This is a genomic window from Amycolatopsis thermalba (assembly GCF_023376025.1).
In the GTDB taxonomy this organism is placed as follows: Bacteria; Actinomycetota; Actinomycetes; order Mycobacteriales; family Pseudonocardiaceae; genus Amycolatopsis_E; species Amycolatopsis_E thermalba.
Genome location: NZ_CP091196.1, coordinates 2,414,992 through 2,432,247 on the forward strand (window position 1 = coordinate 2,414,992; position 17,256 = coordinate 2,432,247).

The 17,256-nt window shown below is 72.3% G+C and carries 12 protein-coding genes, 2 tRNA genes and 2 pseudogenes; 13 read left to right on the forward strand and 3 right to left on the reverse strand.

Translation table 11 applies throughout. From position 1 onward, the window contains the following. The first annotated feature begins 65 nt into the window (after positions 1 to 65). The 9 genes and pseudogenes from L1857_RS11875 to L1857_RS11915 form a co-directional block, all read left to right on the forward strand. Positions 66 to 530: a GNAT family N-acetyltransferase gene (locus tag L1857_RS11875; protein WP_094008792.1), complete on the forward strand. Its 465-nt coding sequence runs from the start codon at positions 66 to 68 to the stop codon at positions 528 to 530. A 109-nt stretch (positions 531 to 639) separates the two neighbouring features. Next, positions 640 to 1,134: a SigE family RNA polymerase sigma factor gene (locus tag L1857_RS11880; protein WP_094008831.1), complete on the forward strand. Its 495-nt coding sequence runs from the start codon at positions 640 to 642 to the stop codon at positions 1,132 to 1,134. Between the two features lie 11 nt (positions 1,135 to 1,145). After that, positions 1,146 to 2,018 carry a hypothetical protein gene (locus L1857_RS11885; protein WP_249465085.1) on the forward strand — a complete coding sequence of 291 codons (873 nt, stop codon included), beginning with the start codon at positions 1,146 to 1,148 and terminating at the stop codon, positions 2,016 to 2,018. 203 nt (positions 2,019 to 2,221) lie between these two features. Further along, the gene (locus L1857_RS11890; RefSeq protein ID WP_249465091.1) at positions 2,222 to 3,034 is read left to right on the forward strand and encodes a siderophore-interacting protein; all 813 of its coding nucleotides are present in this window, start codon (positions 2,222 to 2,224) and stop codon (positions 3,032 to 3,034) included. 103 nt (positions 3,035 to 3,137) lie between these two features. Beyond that, positions 3,138 to 3,210, forward strand: a tRNA-Gly gene (locus tag L1857_RS11895). Between the two features lie 25 nt (positions 3,211 to 3,235). Continuing rightward, a tRNA-Val gene (locus L1857_RS11900) sits at positions 3,236 to 3,307 on the forward strand. 144 nt (positions 3,308 to 3,451) lie between these two features. Continuing rightward, positions 3,452 to 5,080: an FAD-dependent monooxygenase gene (locus L1857_RS11905; protein WP_116114746.1), complete on the forward strand. Its 1,629-nt coding sequence runs from the start codon at positions 3,452 to 3,454 to the stop codon at positions 5,078 to 5,080. After that, positions 5,077 to 6,579, forward strand: coding sequence for a peptide MFS transporter (locus tag L1857_RS11910; protein WP_116114747.1), 1,503 nt, complete (start codon positions 5,077 to 5,079; stop codon positions 6,577 to 6,579). Before L1857_RS11905 ends, L1857_RS11910 begins: the two co-directional genes overlap by 4 nt. Further along, positions 6,576 to 7,256, forward strand: a pseudogene (locus L1857_RS11915) (beta-ketoacyl synthase N-terminal-like domain-containing protein); the annotation flags it as partial. The gene L1857_RS11910 and the pseudogene L1857_RS11915, both read left to right, overlap by 4 nt. A gap of 234 nt (positions 7,257 to 7,490) precedes the next feature. Here the strand turns inward: L1857_RS11915 and L1857_RS11920 are convergent. Both L1857_RS11920 and L1857_RS11925 read right to left on the reverse strand, forming a co-directional pair. Continuing rightward, positions 7,491 to 7,649, reverse strand: a pseudogene (locus L1857_RS11920) (TcmI family type II polyketide cyclase); the annotation flags it as partial. An 11-nt stretch (positions 7,650 to 7,660) separates the two neighbouring features. Next, entirely contained in the window at positions 7,661 to 8,128 is a 468-nt protein-coding gene (locus L1857_RS11925) for an MFS transporter (protein ID WP_205413412.1), read from the reverse strand. 99 nt (positions 8,129 to 8,227) lie between these two features. Here L1857_RS11925 and L1857_RS11930 point away from each other — a divergent pair, with 99 nt between their 5' ends. From L1857_RS11930 to L1857_RS11945, 4 genes are all read left to right on the forward strand, one after another. Beyond that, a complete protein-coding gene (locus L1857_RS11930; protein ID WP_233157530.1) occupies positions 8,228 to 8,866 on the forward strand; it encodes a TetR family transcriptional regulator in 639 nt (212 codons plus the stop codon). A 100-nt stretch (positions 8,867 to 8,966) separates the two neighbouring features. Beyond that, positions 8,967 to 10,826, forward strand: a complete 1,860-nt coding sequence (gene asnB, locus L1857_RS11935; RefSeq protein WP_116114754.1) for an asparagine synthase (glutamine-hydrolyzing) — start codon at positions 8,967 to 8,969, stop codon at positions 10,824 to 10,826. Positions 10,827 to 11,591: 765 nt separating this feature from the next. After that, the gene (locus L1857_RS11940) at positions 11,592 to 13,217 is read left to right on the forward strand and encodes an FAD-dependent oxidoreductase (protein WP_249465095.1); all 1,626 of its coding nucleotides are present in this window, start codon (positions 11,592 to 11,594) and stop codon (positions 13,215 to 13,217) included. A gap of 911 nt (positions 13,218 to 14,128) precedes the next feature. Beyond that, the gene (locus tag L1857_RS11945) at positions 14,129 to 15,319 is read left to right on the forward strand and encodes a cytochrome P450 (RefSeq protein WP_094008842.1); all 1,191 of its coding nucleotides are present in this window, start codon (positions 14,129 to 14,131) and stop codon (positions 15,317 to 15,319) included. Positions 15,320 to 15,709: 390 nt separating this feature from the next. On the opposite strand, the gene L1857_RS11950 is transcribed toward L1857_RS11945, so the two are convergent. Continuing rightward, complete coding sequence (locus L1857_RS11950; RefSeq protein WP_116114221.1) at positions 15,710 to 17,251, reverse strand: FAD-dependent oxidoreductase; 1,542 nt, start codon at positions 17,249 to 17,251, stop codon at positions 15,710 to 15,712. Between the last annotated feature and the right edge of the window lie 5 nt (positions 17,252 to 17,256).

Consider the following 17,256-nt stretch of genomic DNA (forward strand, 5'->3'; position numbering starts at 1 on the left):
GAATATGGCTGTCAGCGGCCGTCCTTCGCCTGCCCGTTTTCTCTCACCAGGAGTTTTCCTTGTCCTTGAGCACTGGTCGTCTGCTGCTGCGCCCGTGGACTTCGGCGGAGGCCGCCGCCGTCCGCGCGGGTGACCGCCTGCCGGACTGGGCCGCCGACTTCCCCGCGGAGGGTGACGTCGTGATCGCCGGGCTGCTCGCCGAGCGCCCGGACTGGCTCGCCGAGTTCGGGCACCACCTGATCGTCGAGCGGGCCAGTGGGCTCGTCGTGGGGTCGATCGGCCTGTTCTGGCCGCCCGAGGACGGCGTCGTGGAGATCGGCTACGGCATCGTGCCCAGCCGCCGCGGACGCCGCTACGCCGTGGAGGCCACGGCGGCGCTGACCCGGTTCGCCCTCACCTCGCCGGTGGTGCGCAGCGTGTCGGCCCGGGTCGAGCGCGCCAACCCGGCGTCGGTGGGGGTGCTGGAAGCGGCCGGGTTCACGTGCGTCTCCGACGACGGGGACGTGCTCCGCTACAGCAGTCGCGCGTGACCTCGGCGCATTGACCGGTCTCCAACCGTCGCGGTGTGACCCGGATCGCATTCCGGAAAAAGTGCGATCCGGGTGCAACCGGCACGCGCGGTGCGCGCATCTGCTGTTCGTGCACTTCGACGACTTCGCCCGCGAGCAGCTGCCGGGGCTGGTGCGGTTCGCGGCGGTCCTGACCGGGGACGCGGACCTGGCGCAGGACCTCGTGCAGGAGGCGCTGGTGCGGGCCCACGAGAAGTGGGCCCGGGTCGCCGAGACCGACCGGCCGGACCTCTACCTGCGGAAGATGGTCGTCAACGGGCACCTGTCGTGGCGGCGCCGCTGGTACCAGCGGGCGGTGCGGCCGGTGGCGGACCCCACGTGGTTCCGCGAACCGCACGCCGCCGATCCGGCCGGCCGGATCGCCGACGGTGCGCAGCTGAAGGAGCTGCTGTCGGGGCTGAGCCGGTCGCAGCAGGCCGCCATCGTGCTCCGCTTCTACGAAGACCGGGACGACGACGAGATCGCCTCGGTCCTGGGCTGCGCCGTGGGAACCGTGCGCAGCCACATCTCCCGCGGCCTGTCCGTGCTGCGGGTCCGCCTGGGCGCCGAGATGGAGGTGGCCTGACCATGTCCGACATGCGGAAACTGAGGGAAGCGCTGAAGACGCGGGAAGCGCTCGCCCCCGATCCCGACGCGGTGCTCGCCGGGGCGCACGGCCGGATCCGGCGCCGGCGCACCCAGCGGCGCGTGGCCGGCGCGGCGGCCGCGGTGGCGGTGGTGATCGCCGGGGCCGGCGCCGGGATGAGCCTGTTGCGCCCCTCCGGCGAGCCGGAGTCGATCGAGGCCGCCGCCGGGGCGGCCGACCTTCCGGTGCCGGCGCCGGCGTTGCCCTTCACGGTGGACAACCTGCCGCCCAGCCTCGAACTGAGCAGCTGGACCGTCGCCGGCGGCTCGGCGAGCGGTCGCTACGAGGGGTACTACGGCACGACCATGGAGATCAGCGTCTCCGAGGCCGGACCGGACGTCGCCGGGACGGGCACCGTGACGTACCTGAGCGGTGGGGCGGCGCGGGCGCAGCTCCGGATCGAGCCCGGCAAGGTGGTCACGGTCGTGACGGGGAGCAGGCAGTTTCCGGAAGCGGGACTGCTGGAGATCGTGAAGTCGGTCCGGCTCGTGCCGACGCCGGTGCATTCGATGCTGCGCACGCTGCGAGCGCCGGCGGGGCTGACGGTGCGGCAGTGGAGCGGCGGCGCGGAGGCCGAGTACCTGACGCTGTGCCCGGCCGAGGTGCCGCTGAAGACGCCGGCGCGCACGGACGGGCGGTGCTACGAGATCACAGTGACCAGTGCCGGGGCGCCCGTGCCCATCACGACCAAGGCGTTGACGCCGCTGCCGCCGGGCAAGACGGTGCGGCGGCTCCTCAACGGCGGCACGGTGCTCACGGTGAGCACGGAGCTGGGCGCGGAGGCGGTGATGGAGGCGATCTCCACGTCCGCGGTGGGCAGCTGAACCGGATCCCGCAGGACCGTCCACTCCGGACACGGGGCCGGTGCGCGCGAGGATGCGGTGATTACCGGAGCGAGTTCCTGGATACCCGGCGCGCGGAGCAGGGTGTCGGCCCACCGAGCGGCTGCGCCGCGAGATCGCCGGTTACTCCCGCCGGATTAGGGTAGCCTAACCGCACACGTGGTGGACGGAGTGAGGAGCGGCGTATGGCAGGCAAGTCCCGGCCGGCGGTCCGGTTGCGGGTGCTGCGCACCCAGCGGCTGACACCGCACATGATCCGCATCGTCGCCGGTGGGCCCGGGTTGGCCGGTTTTCAGCCGAACGAGTTCGCCGACGCGTATGTGAAGATGCTGTTCCTGCAGGAGGGTGTGGAGTACCCGGAGCCGTTCGACATGGGTGTCATCCGCGCCGAGATGCCGCGTGAGCAGTGGCCGGTGATGCGGACCTACACCGTGCGCTACTACGACCCGCGCGCTGGGGAGCTGGCGCTGGACTTCGTGCACCACGGCGACCAGGGGCTCGGCGGCCCGTGGGCGGCGGCCGCGCGGCCGGGGGACGAGCTGCTGCTGCTCGGTCCGGGCGGGGCCTACGCGCCCGGCGAGGAGGCGGACTGGCACCTGCTGGCCGGCGACGAGAGCGCCCTGCCGGCGATCGCGGTGGCGCTGGAGATGATGCCGGCGGGCGTGCCGGTGAAGGTGTTCATCGAGGTGGCGGACCCCTCGGAGGAACAGCCGCTCGCCACCAAGGGCGACGCGCAGATCCGGTGGCTGCACCGCTCCGCGGGCGACGACCTGGTGGCCGCGGTGCGTGCCCTGGAGTTCCTCCCGGGCACGGTGCAGGCCTTCGTCCACGGCGAGGCCGGTTTCGTGAAGGAGCTGCGCCGGTACCTGCTCGGCGAGCGTGGTGTGCGCAAGGACCTGCTGTCCATCTCGGGCTACTGGCGCCGCGGCAAGACGGACGAGGAGTGGCGAGCGGAAAAGGCGGCGGAGCGCGCCGCCGAGGAGGCCACCGCCCGCTGACGGCCGGGGTGACTGGCCGTGCCGGCCGGTCACCCCGGGTGCTTGCGAGCGCGTTTTCGCGATCCGTTATTGTCTTCTCCAGCGCGCCGGATCCCCGGCGCAGGCGGACGTAGCGCAGCTGGTAGCGCATCACCTTGCCAAGGTGAGGGTCGCGGGTTCGAATCCCGTCGTCCGCTCTCGAGACCCACCCGGGTCCATTCCGCGCGATTAGCTCAGCGGGAGAGCACTACCTTGACACGGTAGGGGTCACTGGTTCGATCCCAGTATCGCGCACCCCCTTCTTCCACGCCGGCCCGTCGGCAGCGCCCCCTGGTTCGTGCACGTCGCGGTTCTTCCTGCCCGGGACGCCAGGGAACTTCGAGTGGCGCGCACTACTCAGTTGAGGTCGTCTCTTGGCCGAAACTGAGGAAGACCTACATGAACCACGTGAGAGTTCCCGTGCTGATCGTCGGCGGCGGGCCGGTGGGGTTGTCCAGCGCGCTGTTCCTCGGCCGTCACGGTGTGCCGACGATGCTGGTCGAGAAACGGGAAGCGACCTCCCAGCTGCCGCGGGCGCCCGGACTTCAGGCCCGCACCATGGAGTTCTTCCGCGCCGCCGGGGTGAGCGACGCGATCAGGTCGCTCGAGGTGGGCGACTCGCACGCCTACTTCGAGGGCGGCATCCTGCAGGTGCGGACCTTCGCCGAGATCGACGACGCCGTGGTTCTCGAAAAGCCTTCGCTGGACGGGCCGGACATCAGCCCGGAGCGGGTGATGGGCTGCGGCCAGGACCGGTACGAGCGGGTGCTCGTCGAACTGGCCCGGGACGCGGGCGCCGACGTCCGGTTCCGCACGCGCCTGCTGTCGTTCGGCCAGGACGACGACGGTGTGACCGCGGTGGTGCAGGACACGCGGACCGGTGAGCAGACCACCGTGCTCGCCGACTACCTGATCGGTGCCGACGGGGCGAGCAGCCGGACCCGCGAAGTGCTCGGGTTGCGCCGTTCCGGCCGGGGAACCGTCTTCAACGCGCTCAGCATCTACTTCCGCGCCCCTGAACTGGAGGAGCTGCTCAAGGGGCGCAAGTTCATCCTGTGCTACGCCACCGCCGCGCCCGGGACGCTGATGGGTCTGTCCCGCCTGCACGGCGTCGACCCCTGGCTGGCCGCGCCGCTGTACTACCCGGAGCGTGGGGAGACGCCGGAGGACTACACCGACGAGCGGTGTGCCGGCATCGTCCGGACGGCCGCGGGCAAGGCCGACATGAAGGTCGAGATCGTGGCCAAGGTGCCGTGGCACGGCGCGCAACTGGTCGCCGAGACCTTCCGGCGCGGCCGGGTGTTCCTCGCCGGGGACGCCGCCCACCTGCACCCGCCCGCCGGCGGATTCGGGGCCAACACGGGGATCCACGACTCGCACAACCTCGCGTGGAAGCTCGCCGCGGTGCTGCGCGGCTGGGCTGGCGAGGCCCTGCTGGACAGCTACGACGCCGAGCGGCGCCTGGTCGGCGAGGCGATGGCGGAGCAGGCGATGGTGCGCAACCGGATCCGGCACGGCCACGCCGACGAGAAGACGCGGGCGGCGATGGTGGACGACATCATCATCACCCTCGGGTACCGGTACAAGTCCGGCGTCATCACCGGCGGCGACGCTGCCGCGCCCGTGCTCACCCCGAAACTCGAGCTGACCGGGCAACCCGGCACGCGCGCTCCGCACGTCTGGTTCCACCGGGACGACGAGCGCGTCGCGGCCGCGGACCTGTTCTGGGACGACTTCGTCCTCCTGACGGGCACCGGCGGTGCGGAGTGGGCGCGGGCCGCACGGGACGCGGCCACGGCCCTGTCCGTTCCACTTCGGACCTACCTGATCGGCGACGGCGGTGACCTCACCGGCGCCGGACGGGACTGGGCGCACGCCTACGGCGTCACCGACCGGGGTGCCGTGCTGGTGCGTCCGGACGCGTTCGTGGCCTGGCGTGCGCCGGGACCGGTGCCGGACCGGCGCGGCGTGCTCACCGGCGTGCTCGCGCGCGCCTGCGGGCTTTCGTCGCCGGGTGCGCCGCGATGAGCGCGGCGGGCACCGTCTCGCTGCACCGGATGCCCCGCTGGTACCGGACGCTGTTCACCAGTGATGCGTTGGAGCGCTTCGGGTTCTACGGGTTGCAGGCCACGCTCGTGCTGTACGCCTCCGCGCCGGAGGCCGAGGGCGGTCTCGGTCTGGGTACCGCCGACGCCGCATCGCTGTTCGGCGCCTGGATCGGTTTCATGTTCATGCTCTCCCTCGCGGGAGGCTGGCTCGGCGACCGGGTTCTGGGCAACCGGCGAGCGCTCATCGCCGGTTGCGTGGTCAACGTGGTGGGCTACCTGTGCCTGGCCGTGCCCGCGGGGTGGGGTGCCGTGATCGGCCTGCCGCTGGTCGGACTCGGCGGGGCGGTGTACAAGCCGAACCACCAGGCGATGATCAACCTGATGTTCGGCGGCAGCGCGGGCCGCGAACGGGGCATCTCCCTGATGTACCTGGCGACTCAGGTCTCCGCGCTGCTGGCCCCCGTCGTGGTCGGGTACCTGGGCGAGCGGGTCAGCTGGAGCCTCGGGTTCGCGGTCGCGGCGTTCGTCCTGCTGGTCACCGCGGTCCAGCTCACCGCGAGTGCCGGGTCCTTCGGCGACGTCGGGCGGCGCCCCGGACGCCCGCTGACACCGGACGAGCGCCGGCACGTCGTTCGGCGGTACGGCATCGCGGGTGTCGTGCTCGTGGTGGCGCTGATCGTGCTGGGGCTGGCCGGCCTGCTCGGCGCCGGGCAGGCCATCGCGCTGGTCGGTGTGCTCAGCGTGATCGTGCCGATCGTCGGCTACGTGCTGCTGTACCGGAACCGGGCGCTCGACGGCGACGACCGGCGCAGGCTGCGGGCGTTCCTCGCCGTGTACCTCGGCGCCACGCTGTTCTGGATGATCGTCGCGCACGCCGCGTCCCTGCTGAACCTGTTCGCGCGGGACCACGTGGACCGGAACGTGCTCGGGGTGGAGATCCCGGCGAGCTGGATGCAGGCCGCCACACCGTTGCTGATGCTGCTGCTGGCGCCGGTGCTCGCCGTCGCGTTGCCCGCGCTCGGTGGCCGTCACCACGTCGCGGTCAAGCTCGCCACCGGGCTCCTGCTGGTGGGAGCCGGGTTCCTGGTGATGGCGGTCGCGATGGCACTCACCGAACCGGGCACCCGGGTGTCACCGCTGTGGCTGGTCGTCGTCTACTTCACCCACGCGTGCGGCGAGATCATCATCGCCGCGGTGACCATCTCGGCCGCCGCCGATGTGCTCCCGCCCGGCTTCCTCGGGCGCACGCTCGGCATGTTGTGGTTGTTCGCCGGGCTCGGCGGGGGCCTGGGCAGTGCCCTGGTGCGGCTCGCCGCGGTGATCCCGGAATGGCTCTACTTCCTCGGACTCGGTGTCGTGGCGATCGCGTGCGGGCTCGCCTTCGTCGCGGGTCGCCGCGCGTTGGTCGCCGGGCTGACCGCGGGCCGCGGCGAGATCGCGTCCACTTCGGACAGACAAGGGCAGGAAGGGCCGGCATGAACGGAACAACCGCCACCGCCACCCCGGTGGTGACCGGCATCGGCGTCGTGGCGCCGACCGGGATCGGCGTCGAACCGCACTGGCAGGCGGTGCTCGCAGGCAAGTCGGGCATCAGCCGCATCAGCCGGTTCGACGCGTCCGGGTACCCGGTCCGGGTGGCCGGTCAGGTGCCCGGCTTCGTCGCCGCGGAGCGGTTGCCCGGCAGGCTGATCCCGCAGACCGACCACTGGACCCATCTGGGACTGGCGGCGGTGGAGGCGGCGCTGGCCGACGCCGCGGTGAACCCGGCCGATCTGCCGGAGTACGAGATGGCGGTGGTCACCGCGAGTTCGTCCGGCGGCACCGAGTTCGGTCAGCACGAGATGGAGCGGCTGTACCAGAAGGGTCCCTCGTGGGTCGGCGCGTACCAGTCGATCGCGTGGTTCTACGCGGCCACCACCGGTCAGGTGTCGATCCGCCACGGGATGCGCGGACCGTGCGGTGTGTTCTGCGGTGAGCAGGCGGGCGGCCTGGACGCGCTCGGGCAGGCCCGGCGGCTGGTGCGGCGTGGCTCCCGCCTGGTGGTCACCGGCGGCACCGACGCCTCGCTGTGCCCGTACGGCCTGGTCGCGCAGCTCGCCGGCGGACGATTGTCCACTGTGGATGATGTTGCGCGGGCGTACCTGCCGTTCGACGTCGACGCATCCGGCTACCTTCCGGGGGAGGGGGGAGCGATGCTCATCGTCGAGAGCGCTGCCGCCGCCGAGGAACGCGGCGCGGACGGTTACGCGACCCTCGCGGGGTATGCCGCCGGCTTCGATCCGCCGCCGGGCTCGTCCCGCCCGCCGGCCCTGCGCCGGATCATCGAGCGCGCCCTGGTAGAGCGGGTGGCTGCGGGCCCGGTACAGGTTCGGCGAGATGTCCTGCCCGGCCTCGACCAGGTGGAAGTAGAGGTCGTGGAAGCTGAACAGGGTCCGCCGGGTCACGCCGACCAGGTGCGGCAGCTCGGTCGCGTCGGACTCGGCGAAGGTCTCCGCGATGGGGCGCGTGTCGGGATTCCTCAGTTTGGCGACGATCAGTGTCCGGTGCACGGTCGGGCCTCCTACGGCCGGGACGAAGGACGGCGACCATGCTCGCCGCGCGCGGTGGAGCGCGGCTCGAAACGGGCTCCACGCCGGGGACGCGGCAGGGCGGCGGTCAGCAGCAGCGCGAGCACCAGCACGCCGATCGCGACGGCCATGGCGGTCACGGCGGCCGCGGCGAACCCGGCGCCCGTCCGGATCCCGGCACCGGGGGCGAGGCCGGCGCCGGTCGAGGCGAGGATGAACACGGTCATCCCCACCAGGAACAGGCGCTTGCGGCCGTACCGGTCACCCAGCCGGCCGCCGGTGATCAGCGTGAGCGCGAATCCCAGCGCGTAGCCGGCGGAGATCCACTGCAGCGCGCCCGCGCCCAGCCGCCGCTGGATGGCCGGCAGCGCGACCGTGACGATCTGGTTGTCCACCATGTCCACGAGCACGGCCAGCACCGTGACGGCCAGTCCCCACCACCTGAGCGGATGTCTCTCCACGAGACTCATCGTCAGCGCGGCCGCCGCGCGGTGTCAACCAGTTGCTTGATTCACTTAGACGTCCGGTTGAATGTGCTGCCGGGAGGTATGATCGCGGGCGTGTCTGCGCCGAAGCCGAAGCCCCGCCGATCACCGAGCCCCCAGGAGCGGCAGCGCGATCCGGCACGCACCCGCAAGCTGATCCTGGACGCGGCGGCGGCCGAGTTCGCCGCGAACGGGTACGCCGGCGCCCGGATCGGCGCGATCGCGGCCCGGGCCGGGGTGAACCAGCAGCTGATCTCGTACTACTTCGACGGCAAGGAAGGGCTCTACCGGGCCATGTCGGAGCGGTGGCAGCAGCGGGAGGCCGAGCTGGTGCCGTCCGGCACCCCGCTGCCCGAGCAGCTGCGCCGGTACGTGCTGGAGGCGCTGAGCAACCCGGACGAGGTGCGGTTGCTGGCGTGGAGCGGCCTGGAGTACGACGGCCCCGACAGCGACCCCGACCACGCCCCGCGCTCGGCCAGGATGCAGCACAGCGTCGACGAGATCGCCGCGTTGCAGGAGAACGGCGCCTTGCCCGCCGAGGTCGACCCGGCCTGCCTCACGATCATGCTGATGGCCGCGGCGATGGCGACCACGACGCTGCCGCACGTCGTCGAGGGGCTGTGCGGGGTCGACCCCCGGTCACCGGAGTTCGTCCACCACTACGCCGACCAGCTCGCACTGGTGTCCCGGCTGATCGGGCTGGACCCGGCGTAGGCGCACCCCGCTCCCGCGCGTCGAGGAGCTGTCGAGTCCCCGTCGAGGCCCGCTGCCGACGATGCGGTGGACCGACTTTCCGCGACACGCTGGAGGCCGTATGTGCGGCATCACCGGTTGGGTGGACTTCGCCCGGGACCTGACCAGCGCACGCCCCACGGTCGAGTCGATGACGCGGGCGTTGCGCAACCGGGGCCCGGACGCCGAGGGGTTCTGGCTCGACCGCCACGTCGCACTCGGCCACACCCGGCTCGCCGTGATCGACCTCGCCGGCGGCGCGCAGCCGATGGTGGCGGAGGAGGGCGGCCGCACCTCCGCGGTGCTCACCTACGGCGGCGAGGTCTACAACTTCAGGGCACTGCGCGACGAACTGCGCCGCGCCGGGCACGAGTTCCGCACCGACAGCGACACCGAGGTCGTGTTGCGCGCGTACCGGGAATGGGGCGCGGACTGCGTGCGGCGCCTGGAGGGCATGTTCGCCATCGCCGTCTGGGATCCGCGGCGCGAGGAGCTGTTCCTGGCCCGCGACCGCCTCGGGATCAAGCCGTTGTTCTACGCGCCCCTGCCCTCGGGCGTGCTGTTCGGATCCGAACCCAAGGCGCTGCTGGCCAACCCGCTGATCCGGCCGGTGGTCGATCGCGAGGGGCTGCGTGAGCTGCTGTCCACCGCCAAGACCCCGGGCCGGTCGGTCTTCCGCGACCTGCGCGAGCTGAAACCGGGCCACAGCCTGGTCGTGAGCCGTCGCGGTCTTCGCGAGCAGCGGTACTGGGAGCTGCGGGCCGAGCCGCACACCGACGACCTGGGGACCACGATCGACACGGTGCGGACGCTGCTCGACGACATCGTCCTCCGCGAACTGGTGTCCGATGTGCCCCTGTGCACCGCCCTGTCCGGCGGGCTCGATTCCAGCGCGCTCACCGCGGTCGCCGCCGCCATCCTGGACGAGCAGGGCGGCCGCCGGGTGCGCACGGTCACCACGGGTTTCGAGGGCTACCACGACAACTTCCGCGCGGACGACACCCGCAGCGCACCGGACGCACCGTACGCGGCCGAGGTCGTGCGGCGCGTCGGATCCGACCACGTGGACATCCTCCTGAACACCGCCGACCTCACCGACCCGGCGACCCGGCTGGCCGCCGTGCGCGCGCAGGACATGGCCACCAGCTACGGGGACATGGACGTGTCCTTGCACCGCACCTTCCGGCGCATCCGGCAGCACAACACGGTGGCGCTCATCGGTGAGGGCGCGGACGAGACGTTCGGTGGCTACATCTGGCTGCACCTGGACGAGTACGCGCAGGCGCCGACGTTCCCGTGGGTGGCGATGGAGCAGCTGCACGAGGCGTGCCGTCCCGCCGGGATGGGACGCGGCCTGCTGGACGCCGGCCTGCTCGACAAGGTCGACATGGCCGGCCACTACGCCGACAGCTACCGGCAGGCCTGCGCGGAGGCGCCGCACCCGGACGGGGAGAGCGCGCTCGACCACCGGATGCGCGAGCTGTGCTACCTGCAGGTGACGCGGTGGCTGCCGATGCTGCTCGACCGGGACGACCGGCTCAGCATGGACTCGGGGCTCGAGGTGCGGGTGCCGTTCTGCGACCACCGCCTGGTCCAGTACCTCTACAACGTCCCGTGGGCGATGAAGACCTTCGACGGCCGCGAGAAGAGCCTGCTGCGGGCCGCGCTGGCCGGGCGTCTGCCCGAGCGGGTCCTGCAGCGGGCGAAGAGCCCGTGGCCGGTCACCCAGGACCCCGCCTACACCCGGGCCCTGCAACGCGAGCTGTCCGGGCTGCTCGCCGCCGACTCGCCCGTGCTGTCCCTGGTCGACGCCGGCGCTGCCCGGCGCGCGATCACCGACACCTCCGAGATCGCCTTCGGCTGGCACAGCCGGATGAACATCGAGCTCGTGCTCCAGCTCGACCTCTGGCTCCGCGACTACGACGTCGATCTGGCGCTCTAGGCCGTTTCGAGCCCACCCAGCCAACCTGGCACACACCAGGAGCACCGGCGAGAGCGAGGGGACTGTGTTGCCGACGCACGAGGCACTGCCGAGATTCCCGTTCCCCGGCGAGCACCCGCTACGGCCGCCGGAGGAGTACGCCGCCCTGCGAGCCGAGCGCCGGTCGCCAGGGTCGGGCTCGCCAACGGGCACGCGGTCTGGCTGGTGACCACCCACGCCGAGGTCCGGCAGGTGCTCGCCGACCCGAGGTTCAGCCGCGAGGCCGGTGAGCAGGCGGCGGTAGCGGGTGTGCTCGGGCGGGTCCATGCCGATGAACGACGTGCCGAACCCGGATGCCTCCCACTCCCCGGCGGTCAGCGTCACCGCGGACACGTTGGTCTGGAACTTGCGCTGAGCGCTCACCGCGGGGTGCACGAGCGCGGCGGTCACCTCGTCGAAACCGCTGATCAGCCACCCCGTGTTGCCGTCGGGCAGCGCCAGCGGGCAGACCGGGGACTCCGCGCGGAGACGGGTGTACTCCGGCGGCGGGTCCAGCGGGGTCTTCCGGCCCAGCGGCATCGGGCACGGGGTGGACTCGGTCATCACAACCACTTCCTCGAAGCGCGGTGCGCGGTCCCGGGCATCGTCGCGACCGCGGCTCGACGCCTGCTCGACGACCTCTCGACTAGTCATCAGGTGGACTCAATCATTCAAATGGTTGACACAGTGATGCGATCGTTTGATTATGGGGTGGAACACTGGACAACGAACAGGAGCGGCACCTCGATGACTGGACCGACGGAGTACGAGACCCCCGTGCTGATCGTGGGAGGCGGTATCACCGGCCTCTCCGCGGCGGTCTTCCTCGCGCGGGCGGGTGTCCGCCCGATCCTCGTCGAACGGCATCCGTCGACGGCGATCCTGCCCCAGGCCCGGGCCTTCAGCCCGCGATCGATGGAGATCTACCGGTCGCTCGGTCTGGAGGGCACCATCCGCGAGCACCTCTCGTTCCTGGTCGACTACCCGGAGATGATCGGCGCGGAGACGCTGACCGGCCCGGAGCGCTTCCGCGCCGACCTGCTCGCCCAGGTCCGGCCGCCGGAGGGGCTGAGCCCGACCGACTGGGCGATGATCGACCAGGACGAGCTGGAGCGCGTCATCCGCGTGGCCGCCGACAGCAGCGGGGCCGACGTGCGCTTCGGCACCGAGCTGGTGTCGTTCACCGAAGAGGGCGACGGTGTCACCGCGGTGGTCCGGGACGTGGCCGGCGGGGACGAGCAGCGGATCCGGGCCCGCTACCTGATCGCGGCGGACGGCAACCGTGCGCACATCCGGAACCGGCTCGGCGTCGGTGCGGACGGCCCCGGTGTCTTCATCAACGTCGTCAACTTCATCTTCGACGCCGATCTCAGCGCCGCGAGCCGCGAGCGCCGGTTCCTGCTCGCCTATCTGGACCAGCCTCGGCCGGGGGCGACGTTGAGCCCGCTGAACGAGGACGGCAGGTGGGCGCTGGCGATCCCGTACCAGCCCGAGCAGGGCGAGACGCCGGAGGACTTCACCGAGGAGAGGTGCGCCGAGTACGCGCGGCTCGCCGTCGGCCTCCCCGACCTGGAGGTCGAGCTGGTCTCCCCGGTTCCCGAGTGGACCCAGAAGGTGACGACGACGCGGATCGGTGCCTGGGTGGCCCAGCGGTACCGGTCCGGGCGGGTGTTCTTCGCGGGCGACGCGGCCCACGTCGTGCCGCCGTCCGGGTCCTACGGCGCGAACACCGGGATCGCGGACGCGCACAACCTGGCGTGGAAGCTCGCCGCAGTGGTGCGCGGTCAGGCGGGCGCCGGGTTGCTGGACACCTACGAGGCCGAGCGGCGCCCGGTCGCCCAGGTCACGATGGAAACCGCGATGCAGTTGCTGCAGGACCGCCGGGAAGGCTCCGGGGAGGAGGCGACGCGGGTCGACGACATGGCCATGATCTTCGGCTACCGGTACGACTCGCCGGCCGTGCTGGCCGACACCCCCTCGCCGGCGGACCGGGTCGAGGACCCGCGCACGGCCGGTGGGCGTCCGGGGCTGCGCGCGCCGCACCTGTGGCTGACCAGGGCCGGCCGGCGCGTGTCCACTGTGGATCTGTGCGCGGGCGGCTTCACCCTGCTGGCCGGTGCCGACGGTGCGGCGTGGACCGATGCTGCCAAGGCAGTCGCCGCCGCGCTCGACGTCGATCTCGCCGCCCACCGGATCGGCGCCGAGTACACCGATGCCGAGAACCGCTTTCCCGGTGCGTACGGCGTCACGGCGACGGGAGCGTCGCTCGTCCGGCCGGACGGTTTCGTGGCCTGGCGCGCGCGGGAGCTGCCGCGACAGCCCGAGGACGAGCTGCGCCAGGCGATGACCCGGATCCTCGCGCGGCAGCCCTGACAGCGGAGACGCGCCGACCAGCGGCGGCCGGTCCTGATCGAGGGGGCCGGTCCTGCCGGCGGGGGAGTGTCCCTATGGAGGTGTCGAGCCGGGGTGGGGTGGGGTGGCTGGTTCTGCGCGGGGTGGCTGGTTCTGCTCGGGGGGTGCCGGTTCTGCCCAGGGTGGCTGGCTCTGCCCAGGGTGGCTGGCTCTGCCCAGGGTGGCTGGCTCTGCTCGGGGGTGCCGGTCCTGCCCGGGGGTGGCCGGTCGCCGCTGGTTCACAGGCGGCCGGCCCGGGCGGCGGCGCGGGGGTCATCTGGGGCGCGCACCCGCTACTGCGGCGGCCATCGCGGGAGGGCGGAGGCGGTCGGCGACTGGCGTGCGGGTTCAGGGTCGCCTGGCTGATCCGTCTCGGGCGTGCACTTCCTACTGCGACGGCCATCGCGCGAGAGGAGCGGCGAGTGAAGCGCGGGTTGACGGCTGCCTTGGTTCATCTGGGGCGTGCAGCCGCTACCGCGGCGACCACCACGCGGGACGGCCGGCGAGTGGCCTGCGGGTTTGGGGTCATCTGGCTGGTTGCCTCGGGCGTGCAGCCGCTACTGCGGCGGCCCCGCGAGGGTTGGCGAGTGGCGTGTCGGTTTCGGGCTGCCCGACTGGTTCATCTGGGGCGTGCACCCGTTACTCCGGCGCCGACCGCGCGAGGCGGGCGGCGGGCGGTTCGACGGGTCATCTGGCTGGTTGCCCCGGGCGTGCACCCGCTACTGCGGCGGCCACCGCGCGAGACGGCCGGCGAGCAGCCCTGGTTGCGGCGCCGGAGGCCGCCCGGCCTCGCCTCGTCCGTGGCGTGGGGGCGCCCGTCTGACGGGATGTGAGCGGCGTCGCCGAAACCGTTTTGAAGTCGTGGTGAAACCGCTCGCCCGCAGGCTCTGGTCATGCGACAGGACGAACTCACCTCGATGCCCACCGCACGCCCGGCGGGCTGCCCCTTCGATCCGCCGGCGGAACTGGGCGAAATCCGGGCACGGCAACCACTCGTGCGCATGGAGTACCCGGACGGGCACCGCGGCTGGCTGGTCACCGGGCACGCCCAGGCCCGCACCGTACTGGGCGACTCCCGGTTCACCTCCCGCTACGAGCTCATGCACTTCCCGCTCCCGGGCATACCCGCCGACGTGCCGCCGGCCCCCGTCGGCGACCTCACCGGCATCGACGCGCCCGAACACACCCGCTACCGCAAACTGCTCGCCGGGAAGTTCACCGTCCGCCGGATGCGCCAGCTCACCGAGCGGGTCGAAGAAGTCGCCGCGGAGCACCTCGACGCCATGGCCCAGCACGGGCCGTCGGTGGACCTGGTCCAGGCGTACGCGCATCCCGTGCCGGCCGTGATGATCTGCGAGCTGCTCGGCGTGCCCTACGCCGACCGCGAGTTCTTCCAGCGTCAGGTCGCCGGGCAGATGGACCCGAAAACCACGCCCGAGGAGCAGTACGCCGCCCACGCGGCACTCCAGGACTACCTGCGCGAACTGGTGCGGGCCAAACGCGCCGAGTCCACCGACGACGTGCTCGGCGACCTGACCACGAGCGATCTCACCGACGAGGAGCTGTCCGGCATCGGCGCGTTCCTGCTGGGCGCCGGTCTGGACACCACCGCCAACATGATCGCGCTGGGCACCTTCGCCCTGCTGAGCCACCCCGCCCAGCTCGCCGCGCTCCGAGACGATCCGGGCCTCGTGGACAGCGCGGTCGAAGAGCTGCTGCGCTACCTGACCATCGCCCACACGGGAGTGCGAGCGGCCCTGGAGGACGTCGAACTGGACGGTCAGGTGATCAAGGCGGGCGAGTCCGTGACCATCGCCGCGCACGCCGCCAACCGCGACCCGGAGCGGTTCCCCGATCCCGACACCCTCGACCTGCGCCGCCACGCCGCCGGGCACCTCGCGTTCGGCCACGGCATCCACCAGTGCCTGGGACAGCAGCTCGCGCGTGTCGAGATGCGGGTCGCGATCCCGGCGCTGGTCACCCGCTTCCCGACGCTGCGCCTGGCCGTCCCGCCGGAGGAGGTGCCGTTGCGGCACGACGAGACCATCTACGGCGTGCGCCGGCTCCCGGTGACCTGGGACTGAGCAGCGGCACCGTGATCGTTCGCCGCACTCGGTGGACACCTGTCCGTGGGCGGGGGAAGTCGTCGGTGCAGGCGGTGGCCGGGGGCGATTGTCGCGTGCGAATGCGCCCTGCGTCAGGGGTTTCTGCATGCCGTCGGTCGCGACGTCGGCGGTGCCCCGCTGGAGGAGATCGCCCGCCGGGTTCCCTGGCCGGCGGGCGCTCGCCCTGGCGGGTGGTCGGTGCGGTGTCGGGCGGGTTTTCGTGGTGTCGCCGGTCCACTGAGTGGGCGGTTGGAGCCAACGGAGGTTCCCCATGGTGTGCCTTCTGTCCATTGTGGTTGCGGTCTGCTGATCAGTCTAGGAGCGCGAAAACCCGCCGCACATCTACCGAAAGACAGATTTTCCGGACCCCTACCGCACGACGCCGCGCACCGCTTCCGGCCACTCCAGGGGCACGCCGAGCTTCCCCAGCCGCGCCTGGAAATCCGCCAGCAGACCGGGCTTCGCACGCACCGCCCGCGCGGGGACGCCTCGCTCCAGCGCGAACGCCGCCAGTGCTCCCGCCGCCTCGCCGGTGTTCCACTCCACCGGGTGTAGCCGGTAGCAGCCGTTGGTCACGTGGGTCACCCCGAGACACTTGCCACCGGCCAGCAGGTTCTCCAGCCGCACCGGCAACAGCGCGCCGAGCGGGATCTGGAACGGGTGGCAGGCGATGTCCAGGTACCCCCGGCCGCCGGTGCTCGGGTGCAGGTCGATCCGGTAGCAGCCCACCCCGACGCTGTCGGCGAACTGCTCGGCCTGCCCGATCCCCACGCGCGCCGCCACCCCGACGTGCTGCTCCAGCACCGTGAACTCGGCCCGGATCCGGCGGCTCTCCCGCACGTACGGCGCCAGCGCCAGCCCATCCGGCGTGCCCAGCGGCTCACCGGCCAGCCGCAGGCCCGGATACCCCGCCTCGGTCTGCAACCAGTGCACGAAGGACAACGTCAGCGACCGCGCCTGCGCCAGCCGCGTGGCACGCTCCTCCGGCGCCACCCCGGTCACCGGCGCCAGCCAGTAATCGATCTGCGGCCAGTTCACCAGCGTCACATCGGGCCGCGGCGGATCCCACAACCGTCCACTCCGGATCCGCCGGAACCGCCACAGGTCCTGCCCCTCGCCGAACAACGGCCGGCTCAGCGGCTCGCCCGTCTCCGGTTCCTGCGTCGTCCAGCCCAGCTGCGGTCCCGGCCAGAACGGCGCCCGGTAACTCCGCCAGAAGTCGTAGTCGGCGGGCCGCGGCACGACGTGCGAGCCGTCCGGGTCCCACTCCAGCGCCGCGCACCACGTCAGCGCCTGCTGGTCCAACGGATCGGCAGGCCCGTCCAGCGCGTGCGGCTCACCCGTCTCGTCCGCGCTCTCCGAGCCGAGCACGTGCTCGCACCCCGCCAGCGGCAGCACGTCACCCTCTTCGGTCGCGTCGATCACGTACGACGCGCTCACCGACGCCGCACCCTCCGGCGACGCGAACTCCACCGCGTCCACCCGGTCGCCCGTCGTCGCCGCGCCGACCGGCGTGTGGTGGTACCGGATCTCCAGGTTGCCCGCCCGCACCAGCGGTGCCAGCAGCTCGTCGAGCACCTCGCCGACGACCACCGGCTCGGCGCACAACGCGCTCACCCAGCCCTCGCCCGGGTTCAGCTCGCGCACCGCCCGCGCCTCCGCGCTCAGCCGGGGGTCCGCGCGGTACCGGTCACGCACCCGGGACCGCATCAGCCGGTACGACTGGGTGCTGCCGAACGTCTCGACCCACGCGTTCTCGTCCGGCGGCACGGCCTGCGCGGTCAGCTGACCGCCGAGCCGCCCGGTCGTCTCGGTCAGCACCACCCGGCGGCCGAGCATCGCCGCGGACAGCGCCGCGGCCACCCCGCCGCAACCGCCACCGACCACCAGCACCTCGCAGTCGGAACCCATCGCCC

What these genes read in the sequence shown, in the direction of transcription:
- L1857_RS11885 (WP_249465085.1), top strand. Translation starts at nt 1,146, where the DNA reads ATGCGGAAACTGAGGGAAGCGCTGAAGACGCGGGAAGCGCTCGCCCCC.
- L1857_RS11890 (WP_249465091.1), top strand. Translation starts at nt 2,222, where the DNA reads ATGGCAGGCAAGTCCCGGCCGGCGGTCCGGTTGCGGGTGCTGCGCACC.
- L1857_RS11905 (WP_116114746.1), top strand. Translation starts at nt 3,452, where the DNA reads ATGAACCACGTGAGAGTTCCCGTGCTGATCGTCGGCGGCGGGCCGGTG.
- L1857_RS11910 (WP_116114747.1), top strand. Translation starts at nt 5,077, where the DNA reads ATGAGCGCGGCGGGCACCGTCTCGCTGCACCGGATGCCCCGCTGGTAC.
- asnB (WP_116114754.1), top strand. Translation starts at nt 8,967, where the DNA reads ATGTGCGGCATCACCGGTTGGGTGGACTTCGCCCGGGACCTGACCAGC.
- L1857_RS11940 (WP_249465095.1), top strand. Translation starts at nt 11,592, where the DNA reads ATGACTGGACCGACGGAGTACGAGACCCCCGTGCTGATCGTGGGAGGC.
- L1857_RS11945 (WP_094008842.1), top strand. Translation starts at nt 14,129, where the DNA reads ATGCGACAGGACGAACTCACCTCGATGCCCACCGCACGCCCGGCGGGC.
- L1857_RS11950 (WP_116114221.1), bottom strand. Translation starts at nt 17,251, where the DNA reads ATGGGTTCCGACTGCGAGGTGCTGGTGGTCGGTGGCGGTTGCGGCGGG.